This window comes from Kitasatospora sp. NPDC127116, assembly GCF_042677365.1.
Classification (GTDB): domain Bacteria; phylum Actinomycetota; class Actinomycetes; order Streptomycetales; family Streptomycetaceae; genus Kitasatospora; species Kitasatospora lactacystinica.
This window is the reverse complement of sequence record NZ_JBHXTL010000003.1, coordinates 110,640-128,368: the sequence shown is the minus strand read 5'-3', so window position 1 is coordinate 128,368 and position 17,729 is coordinate 110,640. Positions and strand designations below refer to the sequence as shown.

Sequence of the window (17,729 nt, the reverse complement as noted above, 5' to 3'; positions counted from 1 at the left end):
CAGGACGGGAAGGACACCGATGGACTCCAACGCGGCGTTGATCGTCGTCGACATGCAGAACGGCTTCCTCAACCACCACACCCAGCACCTCGTGGCCAAGGTCGCCGATCTCATCGACCGCTGGAGCGCGGCCGGCCGACCCGTCGTCTTCACCCGCTACCTCAACTACCCCGGCAGCCCGTTCGAACGGCTCATCCACTGGACCCGCCTGCAGAGCTCCCCGGAGACCGACATCGCACCCGACCTGCTGCCCCATGTGGAGCAGGCCGTAGCGGTGATCGACAAACCCGCATACAGCTGGTTCACCTCCCAGGCCGTCTCCCTCGCCGCCGAGGAACGCTGGAGCGACCTCGTGTTCTGCGGAGTGGCAACAGAGAGCTGCGTCCTCAAGTCCGCCGCCGACGCGTTCGAGCGCGGCTTCACACCCTGGATCGTGACCGACGCCTGCGCCAGCGACGCAGGCCCGGAGATCCACGACGCGGGCCTGCGCATCGCCCGTCGCTTCATCGGCTCCGACCAACTGGTCACAAGCGACCAGGCACTCGCCCGCCTCGCCACACCCACCACCGAGCAGGAGATGGAGCGCAGTGGTCACCCCCTCCCCCAGTGACTTGATCATCGTCGGCGGCGGCCCGGCCGGCTGCGCGGCAGCCGTCATGGCCGCCAGCGTCGGCATGCGCTCGGTCCTCGTCGAACCGCACACGCTGTGCCACACGCTCCGGCGCATCCCCGCGCTCGACAATGTGCTCGGCTTCACCACCGGCCCCGCGCTGGCCGACGCCATCACCGCGGACGTCCACCGCGGCGGCCTGTGCGAGGTCCTGCTGGGCGAGCACGCCGAGCACCTCGACGCAGACGGAGACGAGGTCACCCTCCGCCTCAGCTCAGGACGACCCCTCACCGCGCCCTTCGCCGTCGTCGCCACCGGCGTACGACCGGCACACCTCACCGAGGCCCCCTGGATCAGCCACTCATCCGCCCATCTCGCCGCTCCCCCGCTCTGGGAAGCCGACCCGTCAGCCCTGGCGAACCGGACAGTGCTGGTCCTCGGCGCCGACCGCCCCCTCGGCACCCTCCTGCGCGCCCACCCCGACCTGCCAACCCGCCTGCTGGTCCTCCACCCCGCCTCAGACGACTACAAGGCCGAGGAAGCCGACCACGACACCCGCGTCGAACTCGTCCGCGTCAGCCAGGTAAGCCTCGAAGCGCAACCGGACGGCACGGTCACCGCAACGGGCACCACCGATGGCGAACAGCCCGGCCACTGGCAGGCCGACGCCGTCTTCCGGAACACCGGCTCAATGCCTGCCGTGCTGAAGGGAGTCCTCACCAGCGACGCATCGGGGTACTGCCCACCCGATCGCCAGCACCAGCGCGTCCTCACCGTCGGCGATCTCAGGTCCTCCCGCGGACAGCGGATCATGATCGCTACTGGCTCCGGCAGCGAAGCGGCCCTGCATGCCTACTACACCACCCGACTCGGCCAACGGCAGATAGCGGGCGGATAGCTCCACAGGACCCATCGCCCGTGGCCGCCGGCGGCCACGATGGCCGCAGGCGCCAACACCGAACGACGGCACGATCTCGCCTATGTCGCGTCAACCGACCAGCTCCGCCACGGCCTGGACGAGGAGAGCAGCGTCTTTGAGATCGGGCAGGACGCGGTCCGCCCCAGCTTGGAGAAGCGCAGCACCCGACGAAGCGCCCGAGGCCACCGCGATGACGAAGGCGCCCCCTTCGATCCCGGTCCGCACGTCCTCCAGCGAGTCTCCGATGATCACAGTGTTACCGCGATGGAAAGCGCCACCGTGCTTGGCTGCTGCCCGCTGCTGCGCAACCGCCACAAGGGCCGGCCGGTGGGGATCGTCGGAGGCATAGCCGCCGATTCCCAGGTCCACCAAGTCGGCCAGGCCCACGGCTTGGAGCTTGATCCGGGCACTCGATAGGAGATTGCCGGTGACCAGGGTCGAGAACGTGTCGTCCGTGGCGTGCATAGCCTCGAGCGCGGCCCTGGCGCCGGGCATCACCTGACCGTGTTCACACAGTTCATCAGCGCGCGCTGCGAGCATGACCGGCATCAGGTCCATCATCTGCTGGGCCAGTTGCTCGGCATCCCCCTGGGGAATGTCGTTGGCGAGCATCATCTCCAGGACGGCGACGGGCGTCGTCCGGCCCGTGCCAGGCTCAGGCATCCGCGCCGCCGGCCGACCAACAACCTCGCCGAACGCGTCCTGGTAGACCGACCGCTCCGTCTGCTCGACGCACAGCAGGGTACGGTCGACATCCCACAGGACCAGAGTGGATGAACTCATCTTGGTTACTCCTTGCTCGATCCGAGCGAACTGACCCTGGTGGTTGGTTGATAAGCCTCGTCAGCGGTTCAGCAGGGACTCCCAACCGGTGACGGTCCGGCAATACCGGTTGACCAACAGCGGCGGGCGCTACGAAATCGGCGCCAGAACTCGCTCCGCGTAGTCGGAGGAGACAACATCGAACACCAGGCCGTGGCAGCGTACGCCAACGCCGAGGTCGTAGCGAAGCCGGTCGAGCTCGATCCACCATTCGGCGTCGGCCACATCTGTCATCCTCTCTCGTCCAGGCGACCCTGCCCCCAAAGAGCCCTCGGGGGCGGCGAGCACGACCAGATCGACCGGTTGGCGCAGCACTCTCAGCGCCTGCGTGGCTGTGGCCGGGATCCGAACGTCGATCTCGCGGGGATCGCCGCGCTCGGGTGGCGTACCAGCGGGGGCATACCGTCCGCAGCTGGTACGCCAGCCCCGGATGTACTCCACCATCGGCCAGCTGAGACGAGCACGCTGCATCCAGGCACCGGGGACGCGCGCCTCGGTGCCGGCGGCGCTCGGCATCCACTACCTGCAATGTGACAAGTCACTTGGACGTAGGTCGAGTGTGTACCGCAGCTCGGGAACGGTGAAGCCTCTGATGGTTTCTTCGCGGGCGACGCCGTCGGTACGCCAGCCGTGCCGTTCGTAGAACCTACGGGCGCGGGCATTGCCGGTGAGCACCCACAGAGTCGCCTTGTCGAACCCGCCGCGGTGCAGGACGTCGTGAGCTGCTCGGACGAGATTGGATGCCAGGCCGTTCCCCTGTTGGGGCGGTGCCACGTTCAGCGCCCAGAGCTCTCCCGCGCCGTCCGCGTCCGCGTCGCGCCCAGGACCGACGTGCGCGAAGCCCAGTGGAGTTCCGCTCACCTCAGCGACCAAGATGTTCTCTCTCGGGTCACGATCCCTACTCAAGGTCAGTTGCCACGTTGCCGTGCGACGCTCCAGTGTCGTCGCGTCGAGCAGGCCCTGTGGCATGAGGCCGGCGTACCCGACAATCCAAGCATCAAGGTGCACTCGGGCCAGCGCTGGACCGTCTCCGGCGACCGCTTCTCGGATCAGCATGTTGAAGTCCTTCTGGTCTGGGGCCCGCCCCTCGGCGAGGCACCACGGCGGCTACCAGCAGGCCATCATCCGCTCCGGCGACCGCGGCCAGGTGCTCGGCTTGGCGTGTCACCCTTTGGGAGTGCGACCACCGCCTCGGCAGGGTGTCCGCCAGTTCCTGCTCGACGATCCGCCGCGCCCACTGTGGCAAGGTCTCCGTCACGCGGCCACCCTCCCCGCCTGGCGCCTGGTCCATGCGTTGCTGCAAGAGGGCACGCACTGCCCGGGTCCACCGCTGCATCGGTGGCCCGGGCAGTGGCCTCTCCTGCGCTATCGACCCGGATGTGCCATTCCGGGCCTGCTGCCGGTACGACTACCTGGGTGCTGCCGGGGTCAAGGACTTGCAGCCGAGCCAGCGCTGCAGCACCGTCGGCACTGCGACGGTGCCGTCGGGCTGCTGGTGCTGTTCCAGCAGAGCCGGCACCAGGCGGCTGGTGGCCAGCCCGGAGCCGTTCAGGGTGTGTACGTAGCCGGGCTTCCCTGTTGCGGGGCGGTAGCGGATGTTGCCGCGCCGGGCCTGGTAGTCCCGGGCGTTCGATACCGAACTCACCTCGACGTAGCCGTCGATGCTGGGCAGCCAGACCTCGACATCGAAGGTCTTGGCCATCGAGGCGCTGGTGTCCTCGGCGGCAAGCCGGGTGATTCGGTGGTACAGGCCGAGTGCCTCGACCAAGTTGGCTGCTTTGGTCAGGAGTTCCTCGTGAGCGACGTCGGAGGCGTCGGGGTGCGCGAACTGGAACATCTCGACCTTATTGAACTGGTGGCCGCGAAGGGTCCCACGGTCGGCGGCGCGGTAGCTGCCGGCCTCGCGCCGGTAGCAAGGCGAGTAGGCGACGTACTTGCGCGGGAGTTCGGCCTCCGTCAGAACCTCGTCGCGGTGGAGGTTGACCAGAGCGGTCTCCGAGGTCGGCAGCAGGAACCGCTGGGGCCCGGCTGGACCTTGTTCGAGCGCGAAGACGTCCTCGGCGAACTTGGGGAACTGACCTGCAGCGTAGCCAGCCTGATAGGTCAGCAGATGGGGCGGCAGGATGAGCTCGTAGCCGTCCTGAACGTGGGTCTCGATGAAGAAGTTGAGCAGCGCCCATTCGAGGAGGGCGCCGTTGCCGCGGTAGACCCAGTTGCCGGTGCCGCCGAGCTTGACGCCCCGCTCGTAGTCGATCAGCCCGAGTCGGCGGGCCAGATCGACGTGGTTGAGCGGCTCGAAGTCGAAGGCCGGCCGGGTGCCATGCTCGCGGACGACCTGGTTCTGTTCCTTGCCGCCGGTCGGGACGTCCTCGTCGGGCAGGTTGGGCAGCTGGTCGAGGAACGCCTGGCGCTCGCTGGCCAGGGCGGTGAGTTGCTCTTCGAGTGCGGCAAGGCGCGTGCCGAGTTCGGTTGCCTGCGTGCGCTTGGCGACAGCGGCTGAGTTCGCCGGGTCGAGCCGCGCGATCTCGCGCGAAATCTGCTTGCGCTCGGCGCGTAGCGTCTCGACCTCGGTCGTGCCATGCCGGTACTTCTCGTCCAGGGCGAGGAAGGCAGTGAGGTCGATGTGAACGGCTCGCTTCGCCAGCGCGCGCTCGACGCGCTGGGGGTGCTCGCGGATCACGGTGATGTCCAGCATTTCGGTTCCCATCGATCAGTCGGAATCCGACGTGATCCCTTGGGGGCGTGGGCGAGAAGGGAACTCGCGGTGCCACCACGCCTTCGCCGTCACCCGGAGGTGACGGCCTCGACAGCTCGATTACGGGAGCGAACCGGCGGGGCATTGGGCCGCAGCTGGCCGTTCCTCCCCGCACTCGGGAGGGGATTCACCTCAGGACGCGAGGCTGCCTTCCCAGCTGCCGGCAGCTCTCTCGGCTCGCGTGCCCTGCGGCTACTTGTCTCCGTCAGCGCGTTGGCCAGAGGGTAGAACGCCCGGGCTCCGTGAGCAACGCAGAATCGCCGTCCAGATTCGGCCGATCACCCTGAGCGACCTCACGATGATGGGCGTGGATCGCAGTCTTGCCAGCTCAGCAGCCTCCCTGCCACCGGTTCCCGTAGGGACGGGTGCCGAAGCTGTTCACGTCCCGAAGAGCCGCATGGAGCGGGCGTTCTCCTCGAAGCCGAGCGAACGATACAACCGCTCCCCGTCTGCGCTGGCGGTGAGGTTGACCAGTCCACAGCCCTGACCCCAGAACCAAGCGAGCAGGCAGGCCGTGACGGCTCTACCGTACCCTTGGCGGCGGTAGCCCGGTTTCGTCAGGACAAGGTGAACGTACCCAGTTCGGCCAGTGTAGGTCGGCCCGGGTGGCGCCTGATAGATGGTCCCGAGTGCGGCGGAGACGAGGTGGCCAGCTGGCACGTAGACGACGAACCCCGCCATGTCCTCAGCGCGAGCGAGTCCGTCCGTCAGGTAGGCGGTGAGGTCCTCGAACCATCGGCCAATCGGGGGCGCCTTGATCATTTCCGAGCGAAGCCGCGCTATCGACAGCGCGTCTTCCTCTGTCGCTCTCCGTACATCCACCTCGCCTTGTCCTTCGATCGGGTGGCCTCGCGACACGCCCCTCGCCCACCATCAGGGCAACACCGATCACGGTGAACGGCAACTCGTGCCGACCGGCGCCGCTACCGTGTGCGCATGACTGTTGTCCCTTCGCCTGTCCGCGTTCGCTTCGCTCCGAGCCCTACGGGCATGTTCCACGTCGGTGGCGCCCGTTCGGCTCTCTACAACTGGGCGACCGCACGACAGCGCGGCGGCGAGTTCGTCCTGCGGATCGAGGACACCGATGCGGCTCGTAATCGCGAGGAGTGGACCGAGGGGATCATCAGCGCGCTCGCGTCCATCGGCATCTCGAAGGCGGACCCGGCGTTCGAAGGCCCCTACTTCCAGTCGGAGAACGAGACCCGGCATCGCGAGGCCGCCGCCGGACTGTACGAGGCCGGCCTCGCGTACTACTGCGACTGCACGCGCCAGCAGGTGACCGAGCGCACCGGTTCCCAGCAGCTCGGCTACGACGGGTTCTGCCGCGAACGCGCCCTGGACTTCGAGGCCGGCCGAGCCCTGCGCTTCCGCACCCCGGACGAGGGGGTCACTGTGGTGGTCGACCTGATCCGCGGTAACCCCGAGTTCCCCAACGCGGCCATCGAGGACTTCGTGGTTGCGCGGGGCGATGGCAGCCCGGTCTTCCTGCTGGCCAACGTGGTCGACGACCTTGACGAGGGGATCACCCAGGTGATCCGCGGCGAGGAACACCTCTCCAACACCCCCAAGCAGCAGCTGCTGTGGCGCGCTCTGGGCGCCGAGCCCCCGGTGTGGGCGCACCTGCCGGTCATCGTGAACGAGAAGCGGCAGAAGCTCTCCAAGCGGCGCGACAAGGTGGCTCTGGAGGACTACCTGACGGAGGGCTACCTGCCGGAGGCGATGGTCAACTACCTGATGCTGCTGGGCTGGGGCCCGAAGGACGACATCGAGATCCGTCCGTACGCTGAGCTGGAACAGGTGTTCCGCGTGGAAGACGTGAACGGCTCCTCGGCGTTCTTCGACATCAAGAAGCTGGCCTCGTTCAACGGCGAGTACATTCGGGCACTTCCGGTAGACGAGTTCGTGGCGGCGTGCGCGCCGTGGATTTCCTCGCCTCGGGCCCCGTGGCCGGCGGAGGCGTTCGACCCGGCGCAGTTCGCCGCCTTGGCCGGCCTGGCGCAGACGCGGATCTCGGTGCTGTCGGAGATCACCGCGTACGTCGACTTCCTGTTCCTGGACGAGCCGGCGCGCGACGAGGCGTCGTGGGCGAAGGCGATGAAGGAGGGGTCGGCAGACCTGCTTCGGGAAGCGCGGCGGCGGCTGGCCAAGGCCGTATGGGAGGCGGCATCGCTCAAGGCGGTTCTGGAGGAGACGGCTTCCGTGTTCGGCTTGAAGCTGGGCAAGGCCCAGGCGCCGATCCGGGTGACGGTGACCGGCCGGACGGTGGGGCTGCCGCTGTTCGAGTCGTTGGAGGTTCTTGGCCGTGAACGGACCCTGCTACGTCTGGACAAGGCGCTGGCGGAACTGGCGTGATGCCCGAGGGCCCACACGCCCTGGTGGTGTGCGGGCCCTGTGCCTCTTCCGACTGCTCGGCGTAGATCGACGAGACGGTACTCGGGTTCCGGGTCTGTACGGTCTTCGGCCAGACTCTTGGTCAGCCACAGCACCTTGTAGTGGGTCGCGGGGTGCCGGTGGTTTGCTCTGGTGGTGCCAGCTGGGGTGTAGCCGCAGGATCGCAGCAGGTCCTGCATTGTGCTCTGGTCACGTTCCTCGTTGTAGACACCGATGATCAGTCGGCCGCCCGGGGCGACGACGTGATTCAGCAGATGGGCCACGTATGCGCCGCGCAGGTCCGCCGGCGGGAGCTGTGCACCCAGTATCCGGACAGAGTGGCGGCGGTCGAGACGATCGTCGCCAGCAGGGCGCTCCGCTCTCCCCGCTAGCGTCGTTCCCTCGCAACCAGGCTGACCCTCAGCCCGGTTGAAGAGCATGGATCAGCTGTGCTGCCTCGCGCCGTGCCGGCTCCGCCCGCGGATCCTTCGGATTGGCGTGCGGTCCCACGATCTTCGCCAGCACGAACAACCGCATCACCATCCCGTCCCGGCTCTCAAGGTCCGCCTGGCGCTCCCTCCGCACCCGGTCAGCGAGCGCCGGTACCGCGAGGGAGGCGGCGTACAGCGACGCCGAATCCAGTCCGCGCGGCGCCATCCCCCAGTCCTCCCAATCGAACATGCAGAACTCGCCAGGGCCGGTGACATTCGCCCAGTTCAAGTCTGCGTGCGCAGGACACCACCGTTCCACCCGGGTGTCCTGCGCCTCCGGGAAAGCGGCCCCGATCGTGTCGCCGACCAGCTTTTGCGTGATCTGCTCGGTGTCCGGGGTCGCCACACGGACCGTGCGCTGATCGGCGAGAGCTGTCAGCGAGGCGTTCAGCGAGCGCCACCACGTACCCGGCAGCTCCAGGCCGACGGCCAGCACCGCCGTACCGACGGGGCTGCCCGGCAGCAGCGAGGTCTCGTCCGCCTGCCAGATCGCCTGGTCGCCGGGGTCTTGCCATGTTGCCGACCCGGACCAGCGTGGCATAGCCACGCCGGTCAGCACCACTGCGGCTTCGACTCCGCCCCAGCCCTGTTCCCGAGCCCGCGCCCACGGGCGTCGTTCAATCCGGACCCAGCTGCCGCGGTCGGTACGGGCTCCTACCGTCCGGCGCTTGCCTACCACGCTGGTCCGGTCCAGCCCCGTGCCGAGGCGCTGCTCCACCTCGTCCAGGACGTGATCGACGGGTTCCTGCCGAAGGTCCATGGTCTCCTATCGGACGAGTCCGGGGGCGGGGCCCTGCGGCGGGGTGACCCCGGTCAGCTCACGTGCCTGGTCGACGAGATGGGGCGCCAGTTCCGGGTAGTACCCGCGGTCCACGGCCTGGAGCATCTCCGCAAGGGCGACCAGTTGACCAATGCGTCCGGCCGGGGTGTCGAGGATGTCGGAGAACTCCGCACGGATGCGGTCCGCGACCGCCGGTACGAGGAGGCTGCTGACCCACAGGACTGCGGGGTCGTAGCCGACCGGGACGAGTCCCCAGCGTTCCCAGTCCAAGATCATGAGCGGCTCAGCGGTCAGGTTCGCCCACTGCAGATCTCCGTGGCCGGTGACCCGTTCGATGTTCGCAGGGGCCGGGATGCCGAGGTACGTCGGGAACACCTGCTCGATCCAAGTCGGGCGCAGGGTGATCTTTGTGCCGGGGGCCGTGGCGATGCCGGCCAGTGCATTCTTCAGGTCGCTCCACCAGTTGTCCTCCAGGCCCGGGTCTGCGTGGAGGCCGGGTGTCGAGGACACCGCGGGGCCAGTGAAGTCGAAGACGTCTGCCTGGTAGAACCAGTCATCCTTGGTCCAGCCCACGGTGTCGTGCAGCCGTGGACGCGGAACGGGCTCCGGGATGAGCTGCTGCGCTCCAAGCGGTCCTTGACTGGACGGCCGGGGAGCGCGACGGCGGTTGTGACAGGAGACGCGGAGCCAGAGGCCCTCAGCCCGGCGGCCGACGGTCGAACCGGAGGTACCGAAGACGGACGACCCGGAACAGACGAGACCGAGGAAGCCAGCGGCCTTGGCGTGCGCGTACTCCAAGCGACGCCGGGTTTCGCCATCCGGCCGAGAGGACATCGAGCACCTTCTTGAGTCGGTCTTCTGAAATCGAGCGGCCGAGAGCTGTCGCAGCATCGTCCCAGTGCGAGCAGCTGCTGGTCGAGGTGTTGCGCGAACTCGTCCCCCTGCTGTCGCCTTGCAGCCGATGCATGCCCGAGGCTTTCACTGCCTGCCGCGGCGCGGTCCCAGCCAGGTCCAACCACCTCTACCCTAAAAGTATATGAACAGCCATCAGCTGGAGGGACTTGACGTGGGCGTGAAGCAGAGCGATTGGGTGGGCGCAGCTGCGGACCAGGTGATCGCCGAAGGAAAGCGCCGTGGCGGGGCTCCGCTGGTGTGCGCATCCGGGGTCAGCCCGTCCGGCCCGATCCATCTTGGGAACCTGCGCGAGATCATGGTGCCGCACTTCGTCGCGGACGAGATTCGCCGCCGAGGTCTGGAGTGCCGGCACCTACTGTCCTGGGACGACTATGACCGGCTCCGGAAGGTGCCGGCCGGCGTCCCGGCCAGCTTCTCCGAGCACATCGGCCGACCGCTGACTGCGGTGCCCGATCCCTGCGGTGAGCACGAGAACTGGGCGGAGCATTTCAAGGTGCCGCTCCGTTCGGCCTTGGCTCAACTGGGTGTCGAGGTTGACGAGATCAGCCAGACGCAGATGTATACGTCGGGGGCCTACCGTGAGCAGATCGTGCACGCGATGCGTCATCGGCAGCAGATCGACGGTGTCCTCGGCCGGTACCGGACGAAGAAGGTGGAGGTGGAGCAGGACGAGGAGGACCTGGCCGCCGCCAGCGCGGGCGGTTACTACCCATATCGGCCGTACTGCGAGGTCTGCGAGCGGGACTCCACCGTGGTCATCAGCTTCGACGACGCCAGTACGCAGATGCGGTACCGGTGCGACTGCAGCCACGAGGGCGGTTTCGCGTTGTCCGAGACGGATGGCGGGAAGCTGGTCTGGAAGGTGGACTGGCCGATGCGCTGGGCTTTCGAGGGCGTGACCTTCGAGGCCGGCGGCGTCGACCACTCCTCTCCGGGCTCGTCGTTCACCGTCGGGTCGCAGCTGGTGCGCGAGGTCTTCGACGGGCTCCCGCCGTCGTACCTCGGGTACAGCTTCGTGGGGATCAGCGGCATGGCGAAGATGTCTTCGTCGAAGGGTGGTATCCCCACCCCGATCGACATCTTGGAGGTTCTGGAGCCCGCGGTGCTGCGGTGGCTCTATAACCGGCGCCAGCCGAGGCAGTCGTTCCAGGTCGCGCTGGACCAGGAGATCCTGCGGCTGTACGACGAGTGGGACGCGCTCGGACGAAAGGCTGCCGTTGGGACGGCGACGGACCTTGAGGTGGCCGTCCGGGCCCGCTCGATCGGTCCGGCGGCTGGGCCGCTGCCAGCCACGCCCAAGCCGCTGCCGTTCCGCACGCTGGCCTCGGTGGCGGACGTGGCGGCCGGCGACCCTGAGCAGACGCTGCGCATCCTGCAGGACTTCACCGTCGAGGAGCCGCTCGCGAGCCTGGACGAGGCTCAGCCCCGGCTGGACCGTGCGCAGGCGTGGGTGACCACCTACGTCCCGGCCGAGGACCGCACGCAGGTGCGTGTGGAACCGGATCGGGAGCGGCTGGAGCAACTGCCTCCGGCCCAGCGGGAGGCGTTGAAGCTCCTGCTGGACGGCCTGGACGCACACTGGTCGCTCGATGGGCTGACGTCGCTGGTGTACGGCGTGCCGAAGATCCAGTCGGGGCTGCCGCTGGACGCTCCGGCGTCGCCGGAGCTGAAGGTGGCCCAGCGGGAGCTGTTCGTGCTGCTGTACGAGCTGCTGGTCGGCCGGGACACCGGCCCGCGGCTTCCCACCCTGCTGCTGGCGCTCGGGGCGGATCGGATTCGGTTGCTGCTGGCCGTCGCTTAGGCCCGGCGGCAGCGGACGGTGGCTGCCAGCCGTGTCGCTGAAGCCCGAGGTCGGGCCGGAACGTGCTGCTCCGGCCCGACCCTCGGCGTTGCGTCAGGCCGCTGATTCAGAAGTTCAAGGGAACCGCATGGAATTTCTACCGATCGAGCGCGCTGCTGAGGCGTTCCAGCAACCGGTGACCGCCGACGAGATCCGGGCGGTCTGCCTGCGGGTCTTCGGTGCCGACGCACTGTCCGCCAGAGAGTTGGGCTCGGGCATGTACAACAACACCTACCGCGTAGCCGTGACTGGACACGAACGGCCGGTGATCCTCCGGGTCGCTCCGGAGCCGGGTCGGCAGTTCCGCTCCGAGCTGCAGTTGATGCGCAACGAGTACGCCAGCGTGCCATGGTTGACGGCAATTGCGCCTCTCATGCCGCGCGTCATTGCCGCGGATTGGTCGCACAAGGTGATCGGCCGGGACTACATGGTCCAGACTCATCTTGACGGCGTACCCGCCCCCGAAGGTCTCGGTAGGTACTCCCGCACGAGCTGGCCGAGCTTCTTCCGGCAGATGGGCTCGATCGCGCGGAAGATCCACGGGGTGCGCGGTCCGCACTTCGGTCCTATCGCCGGCCCGGCATACTCCACATGGAGCGCGGCCGTGGCGGCTTCTTTGGAGGACATCACTGGCGATCTCGACGCTGTCGGCCTGGACTCCGCTGATCTGCGCAAGGTAGCCGAAGTAGCTCGCCAGCACCGCGCAGTTCTCGACGAGATCACCGAGCCACGCTGTCTCTCGGGTGACCTGTGGACCGTCAATGTGATGCTCGCCGAGAGCGCACCCGAACCGTTGATCTCCGGAGTCCTCGACCTGGACCGCACCTGGTGGGGTGATCCTGCTGCGGACTGGACGATCCGCATGGCGCTGGCGAAGGCAGACGAGCGGGAGGCGTTCTGGGAAAGCTACGGCCCCCAGGACCGTTCCCCTGCCGCGGTGCTGCGCTCGCGAATCTACGAGGCCCGTCACATCGGTGCCATCCGCCTGGAGCGGCATCGGCTGGGAAACGTTGACACGGTGCCGCAGACGTACGAGCTGATGCAGGACGTACTCGACCGGCTTCAGGCGTGAGTCGCAGCGTCGCGCTGCCGAGAGGTCTCGCGGCTCGGCACCGCGCGAACGGCCGCATCGGGCGCGCGCGCTGCCGGGGCTTGTCGCAACCTCCGGCCTGCGCCTGCAGCAGACCGATACACTCACGGCCGCGACAACGGGGCTGACGGGCCACGCCGAACGTCGACTGACCGACATACGGACCGCTTTGTTGAGATCAGCTGCAAGCGGCACGACGGCGGTCACCGCAGCCGAACCGACTGGTACGCAGCCACACAGGCGGCAGCGCACGGCCGGCGGTTCTTCTTCTCCGAGACGGCAGTCGTAGCCGTTGGGCAACGGACATGAGCTCCTCCGGCCCTCTGCCACGGACGCGTCATCGGCGAGTTGCGGACAGCACCGGCGTGCGCTCCTCCGGCCGAGCCGTTGGCCGCTGACGCGGCCCCAGTCCGTCGGCCGTCGACGGAGCGGTCGCTACTCAGCGCGTCGTCCTGTGCTGCGGCCATCGGTCTCCGTTCACATCGTGACGCGCGAGTCCAACTCAGCCCGTGGCATCGGAAAATAGACCGATCCGGGCATGGCTCCGCCACTAGAATCCGTTCCCCGTCGTGATGTCGGCGCGAGCGCCGCCGCGACACTCCGCAGCTTCACCGAGAGGACGGTCCCCGGTCCCATGCGATGGTCCCAGCTGTACGTGCCCACACTCCGGGAGGACCCGGCGGACGCGGACGCGGTGAGCCACCGCCTGCTGGTGAGAGGAGGGTTCGTCCGGCAGCTCATGGCCGGTCACTACTCCCTGCTGCCACTGGCGGTGCGCGTCCGAGCCAAGATCATGGACATCATCCGCGAGGAGATGACCGCGATCGGCGCCCAGGAGTTCGTCCTGCCCGCCCTCCACCCGGCAGAGATCTGGCAGCGGAGTGGCCGTTGGGAGGTGATGGGCGAGGAGATGTTCCGGCTCAAGGACCGCAAAGGCGCGGACCTGGCTCTCGGCATGACGCACGAGGAGATCTTCACCGTGCTGTCGCAGGAGCTACGTTCGTACCGGGACCTGCCGCAGATCTGGTACCAGTTCCAGACCAAGTTCCGCGACGAGGCCCGCCCCAAGAGCGGCCTGCTGCGGGTACGCGAGTTCACAATGAAGGACTCGTACAGCTTCGACGTCGAGCCCGCCGGGCTCGACCGCTCCTTCGACCTGCACAAGGCCGCCTACGAGCGGATCTTCGCCCGCCTCGGCCTGCCCGCCATCGCCGTGCGGGCGTCCAGCGGCAGCATGGGCGGCAGCACGTCGGTGGAGTTCATGAGCCCCTCGGAGGCCGGCGAGGACCTGGTGGTCTGCTGCCCGGGCTGCGACTACGCCGCCAACACCGAGAAGGCGACCTCCGCCCTGCCCGCCGTGGTGGACGGCCCGGGTCTGGATGCCCCGGAGCGGTTCGACACTCCCAACGCGCGCACCATCGAGGAACTGTCCCGCCTGCACGACGTGCCGGCCGAGCGGCAGATCAAGACGCTGGTGTACATGGTCGACGACCAGCTGACCCTCGTCCTGCTCCGTGGCGACCACAACCTGGTCGAGCAAAAGCTCATCGACACCCTCGCCGCCACGGCGGTGCGGCCCGCGACTGCCGAGGAGATCCAAGCGGCGCTCGGGGCCTCCCCCGGCAGCCTGGGCACCGTCGGCGTCACCGGGCTGCCTGTCCTCGCGGACGAGGCCCTGCGTGGCCGTACCGACATGACCACCGGCGCCAACACCGACGGCGTCCACCTGCGCGGGGTGTCCGTCGAGCGGGACATCGCCGTGCAGCGCTGGGCGGACCTGCGCGAGGTGACCGCCGGCGAGCCCTGCCCGCAGTGCGGTACGGCGCTGGAGGTGGTCGTCACGATCGAGGTCGGCCACATCTTCAAGCTCGGCCGCAAGTACACCGAGACACTTGGCGTCTCCGTGCTCGGTGCAGACGGCGAGCGCGTCGTCCCGATCATGGGCAGCTACGGGATCGGCGTGGAGCGGGCTTTGGCCTCCATCGTGGAGACGCACCACGACGACAAGGGCATCATCTGGCCGGTCGCGGTCGCCCCGTTCGAGGTGGCCGTTGTCGTCCTCAGCACCACCGACGAGAAGGTGACCGAGGCCGCCGAGACCCTGTACCGGCAGTTGTCGAGCGAGCGGGTCGACGTACTGCTGGACGATCGCAACGAGCGGCCCGGCGTGAAGTTCCGCGACGTCGAGCTGATCGGGATCCCCTACCGGATCACGGTCGGCGCCCGCGGCCTGGCCGACGGCACGGTCGAGGTCACCACCCGGGCCACCGGCGAGACCCAGTCCGTGCCGGTGGCCGAGGCGGTCGAGCACGTCCGCCAGCTCCTGATCGCCGCGCCGTAGATGTCTCTCGACGACCTGGATTGGACCAGCGTTGTCGAAGGCCACAGCTGCACGTGCTAGCCGACAGCCACCGCCCTGTCGGCTGGCCGGGCTCCGGTGCTCGGCTGTGAAAGCGAGTGCGCCGAACGGCCAGCCGCCAGCCGAGGCACGTCAGCCTGATGGCAACTCAAATCGCTTACACGGAAGTGGAATCTCGTTGGCGAGATGGCCTGTTAGACCGGCAGCATGGTGCCATGCCGACCACCATCTCGCCAAAGCCGAACTACAGCGCCACAGCGGTCCGCCCCAGTTGGGCCGAACTGCCTGCCCGTATCAAGGAGCTGGTCGAGGGTCGGCTTGGCGGCGCGGTCGTTCCGCAGCCGAGCGCGGGGAGCGGGTTCACCTCCGGTTTCGCCGCCGAAGTACTCGGGCCCGATGGGCCGCAATTCGTGAAAGCCGCCAACAGCTCCACCGCCCCGTACGTCGCAGACTGCTACCGGCGGGAAGCTCTGATCAACCAGGCGCTACCAGCAGCTGTGCCAGCGCCCCGCGTTCGCTGGATCGAGGAGGCTGAAGGCTGGGTGGTCCTGGGGCTCGACGCCGTTGAAGGCGCGCGGATGCCCGCAGATCCCTGGCGTCCGGCAGAGCTGGTCACGGTCCTCGACGCTTGTGCGGCGAGCGCGCAAGCGCTGGCGCGCCCGACGCGATCCCTCCTCGAGCTGGGCCTGAAACCCGTTGCCGACGACTCGACGTTCGAGAACTGGCGCCTACTCACCGCCGGTATGACCAGGATGGACGAGCTGCCGGAGTGGTTTCCCCGGGAGCTGATCGACCCGCTCGCCGACCTCGAGAGCAACTGCGCTGCGGCCGCAGCCGGCAATTCCGTGCTCCATCTCGACCTGCGGCGGGACAACGTGGTCCTCGGCCCCGGCGGCCGAGCATGGATCTGCGACTGGAACTGGCCATGCCTCGGACCGAGCTGGTTCGACCTCACGCTGCTATTGGCCACCGCTCACGCCGACGGCCACGATGCGTCTCAACTGTTCGCCGAGCACCCAACCGCCCAAGACGTCGACCCCGAGCAGTTGGATGCCGTACTCGCGGCGCTCACTGGGCACTTCTTGCGCTCGGGCGCGCAGCCCCCGCCGCCTGGCAGCCCAGCACTGCGGCAGCACCAGGCATGGTGCGGAGAAGTCATGCTGCGCTGGCTGACGGAGCGGCGCCACTGGCAGGTCTGACGGGGCGTGTCGGCCAACTAGCCGCCCTCGCGGAGATACTCCAGGCCGTTGACCGGAGGTACTGCCCGGAACGGAACTGCCCCTCCACCTCGCTGAGGCCGTGCACAGACTCACCGGGGTCCACCCTGTGCACTGATCACGGACGCGGACGGCCGCCTGGACGACTACGACATCCACCCGAGCATGCGCCAGCAGATTGGCGACTACCTCAGTGGCAAGTACCCCCACCTGGGCTGAACCTGCGCTGCAGCGTCCACGCGCTCCTCCGTATGGGCCACGGCGGCGTCGATCTCAACCTCGGCACGCTGGGTGAAGCGCCCCACTAATCTGTTGGCTCCGCACCGGCCGGTGATCTTCCCGGCCCGTTCCTCCAAGCTCATCCTCTCGCCATCCGGGGTCGCGGCTCATGTCGCAGTAGATCAAGGCCTCCACTAGCGCCTGGTCCTCGTGCGAGTGCACCCATCATTGGGGGCAGGCAATCAGCGAGTTCCCTTTCTGTGATCATGCGCGCTTGGCCTGCCCGATCGTGGAGTCTCGTAGACCCGGCTGCTCGCTCGTCGGAGCGGTTGCACCCCGATCAGCCGTACGGGCAGCGGATGCTTGTCGCCTTTGGGCGTGCCTCACGCTACGCCAGCCGCTTGGCAGTTACGACTACTGCCGTCTCAGCGAAGAAGAACCGCGCGCCAGCAGCCGCCTCCTGCACCGCTGCGTGCCATGCCTCGACCTCATCGACGTCTACAAGGCCCTTCCTCCGAGAGGCTGTGAGGGTCAGCGCTTGCCTTATGTTCTCAATGCGCCGGGCTGCTTGGCCGACCAGCTCAGTTGAGGACGTGACCCACGTGGCGACCCGCTCCGAGATCAGCGGCGATGCCTGAACCAGCCCGGGCAGTTTCCGGCCGATTCGTCCATCCGCATGGTCCATCCACTGCTGTTGATCATCAGTGAAGGCGTGGCAGATCCGTCTGTCCAGGTCGCGGTCCACCCCCGCTACCATGATCGAGTCGAAGTCAACGTGCGCTACGACGGCGCGGCCACCAGGTTTGAGTAGCCGCCAGATCTCCGCCAGGAACGCGGGCGCGTCCGGAAGGCACTCGAGCACGTTGTACGAGACGACCGCATCAGCACAGCTATCTGGCAGAGGGACTGGCTCTCGGAGGTCTGTCACCAGGACGTCGCTTCCGCCAGCGTGATCAGCAAGCAGTTCCCGGGCTGCTTCGACACTTGCTGTAGAGCGGTCGACCCCAGTCAGATGCACTATCGGGAACCGACGGGCGAAGGCCGCCAGCGTCGGTCCCCTTCCACAGCCGAGATCGACTACTCGCCCGTGGAGTGGTGGTTCCACTGAGTCAACCAGGTGATGGTGAATTAGCCCATCCTCTTCGGACATCCCGACTTCTCCATCAATGCTGCGACCTGCGGACAACTGACCACCCTGCGCACGAGAGAACGGTGACCGGCTGCGTGAAGCCGGAAGTAGGGGCTGCTCGCCTGCCAGTGACACCACCGATGTTCTGGATGAGCGGATGGTGTTACCGACCATGACAACTCTGGCTACTCTGACCTGCGGTGATTCATAAG

Annotated in this window: 15 protein-coding genes and 1 pseudogene; 8 read left to right on the top strand and 8 right to left on the bottom strand. The window is 67.8% G+C overall.

The window, feature by feature from the left end:
- Positions 1-19 precede the first annotated feature (19 nt).
- Positions 20-610, top strand: coding sequence for a cysteine hydrolase family protein (locus tag ACFVHV_RS02325; RefSeq protein WP_380348233.1), 591 nt, complete (start codon positions 20-22; stop codon positions 608-610).
- Positions 588-1,508 carry an FAD-dependent oxidoreductase gene (locus ACFVHV_RS02320; protein ID WP_380348231.1) on the top strand — a complete coding sequence of 307 codons (921 nt, stop codon included), beginning with the start codon at positions 588-590 and terminating at the stop codon, positions 1,506-1,508. The genes ACFVHV_RS02325 and ACFVHV_RS02320 overlap by 23 nt, the downstream gene beginning before the upstream one ends.
- Positions 1,509-1,598: 90 nt before the next feature.
- Here ACFVHV_RS02320 and ACFVHV_RS02315 read toward each other — a convergent pair whose 3' ends face one another.
- The 5 genes from ACFVHV_RS02315 to ACFVHV_RS02295 all read right to left on the bottom strand — a co-directional run bounded on the left by ACFVHV_RS02315 (position 1,599) and on the right by ACFVHV_RS02295 (position 5,868).
- Positions 1,599-2,312, bottom strand: coding sequence for an HAD family hydrolase (locus tag ACFVHV_RS02315; RefSeq protein ID WP_380348230.1), 714 nt, complete (start codon positions 2,310-2,312; stop codon positions 1,599-1,601).
- A gap of 129 nt (positions 2,313-2,441) precedes the next feature.
- Positions 2,442-2,867, bottom strand: a complete 426-nt coding sequence (locus ACFVHV_RS02310) for a hypothetical protein (RefSeq protein ID WP_380348228.1) — start codon at positions 2,865-2,867, stop codon at positions 2,442-2,444.
- Positions 2,868-2,870: 3 nt separating this feature from the next.
- The gene (locus ACFVHV_RS02305) at positions 2,871-3,407 is read right to left on the bottom strand and encodes a GNAT family N-acetyltransferase (RefSeq protein ID WP_380348226.1); all 537 of its coding nucleotides are present in this window, start codon (positions 3,405-3,407) and stop codon (positions 2,871-2,873) included.
- A 352-nt stretch (positions 3,408-3,759) separates the two neighbouring features.
- Positions 3,760-5,046: a serine--tRNA ligase gene (gene serS, locus ACFVHV_RS02300; protein ID WP_380348224.1), complete on the bottom strand. Its 1,287-nt coding sequence runs from the start codon at positions 5,044-5,046 to the stop codon at positions 3,760-3,762.
- Between the two features lie 438 nt (positions 5,047-5,484).
- Positions 5,485-5,868 carry a GNAT family N-acetyltransferase gene (locus tag ACFVHV_RS02295; protein WP_380348222.1) on the bottom strand — a complete coding sequence of 128 codons (384 nt, stop codon included), beginning with the start codon at positions 5,866-5,868 and terminating at the stop codon, positions 5,485-5,487.
- Between the two features lie 228 nt (positions 5,869-6,096).
- Here ACFVHV_RS02295 and gltX point away from each other — a divergent pair, with 228 nt between their 5' ends.
- Complete coding sequence (gene gltX, locus ACFVHV_RS02290; protein ID WP_380348220.1) at positions 6,097-7,458, top strand: glutamate--tRNA ligase; 1,362 nt, start codon at positions 6,097-6,099, stop codon at positions 7,456-7,458.
- A gap of 438 nt (positions 7,459-7,896) precedes the next feature.
- Here the strand turns inward: gltX and ACFVHV_RS02285 are convergent, their stop codons facing one another.
- Complete coding sequence (locus ACFVHV_RS02285; protein ID WP_380348218.1) at positions 7,897-8,727, bottom strand: hypothetical protein; 831 nt, start codon at positions 8,725-8,727, stop codon at positions 7,897-7,899.
- A gap of 6 nt (positions 8,728-8,733) precedes the next feature.
- Positions 8,734-9,321: a hypothetical protein gene (locus tag ACFVHV_RS02280; protein ID WP_380348216.1), complete on the bottom strand. Its 588-nt coding sequence runs from the start codon at positions 9,319-9,321 to the stop codon at positions 8,734-8,736.
- A 463-nt stretch (positions 9,322-9,784) separates the two neighbouring features.
- Here ACFVHV_RS02280 and lysS point away from each other — a divergent pair, with 463 nt between their 5' ends.
- From lysS to ACFVHV_RS02255, 5 genes and pseudogenes are all read left to right on the top strand, one after another.
- Positions 9,785-11,464: a lysine--tRNA ligase gene (lysS, locus tag ACFVHV_RS02275; RefSeq protein WP_380348214.1), complete on the top strand. Its 1,680-nt coding sequence runs from the start codon at positions 9,785-9,787 to the stop codon at positions 11,462-11,464.
- 127 nt (positions 11,465-11,591) lie between these two features.
- The gene (locus ACFVHV_RS02270) at positions 11,592-12,575 is read left to right on the top strand and encodes a phosphotransferase family protein (protein ID WP_380348212.1); all 984 of its coding nucleotides are present in this window, start codon (positions 11,592-11,594) and stop codon (positions 12,573-12,575) included.
- Positions 12,576-13,227: 652 nt separating this feature from the next.
- Positions 13,228-14,934, top strand: a complete 1,707-nt coding sequence (locus ACFVHV_RS02265; protein ID WP_380348210.1) for a proline--tRNA ligase — start codon at positions 13,228-13,230, stop codon at positions 14,932-14,934.
- 233 nt (positions 14,935-15,167) lie between these two features.
- The gene (locus ACFVHV_RS02260; RefSeq protein ID WP_380348208.1) at positions 15,168-16,151 is read left to right on the top strand and encodes a phosphotransferase family protein; all 984 of its coding nucleotides are present in this window, start codon (positions 15,168-15,170) and stop codon (positions 16,149-16,151) included.
- Positions 16,152-16,307: 156 nt separating this feature from the next.
- Positions 16,308-16,388, top strand: a pseudogene (locus tag ACFVHV_RS02255) (NUDIX hydrolase); the annotation flags it as partial.
- A 388-nt stretch (positions 16,389-16,776) separates the two neighbouring features.
- Here the strand turns inward: ACFVHV_RS02255 and ACFVHV_RS02250 are convergent.
- Positions 16,777-17,538 (bottom strand): methyltransferase domain-containing protein, encoded by a 762-nt coding sequence (locus tag ACFVHV_RS02250; RefSeq protein ID WP_188302149.1) that lies wholly within the window; start codon positions 17,536-17,538, stop codon positions 16,777-16,779.
- Positions 17,539-17,729: the final 191 nt, after the last annotated feature.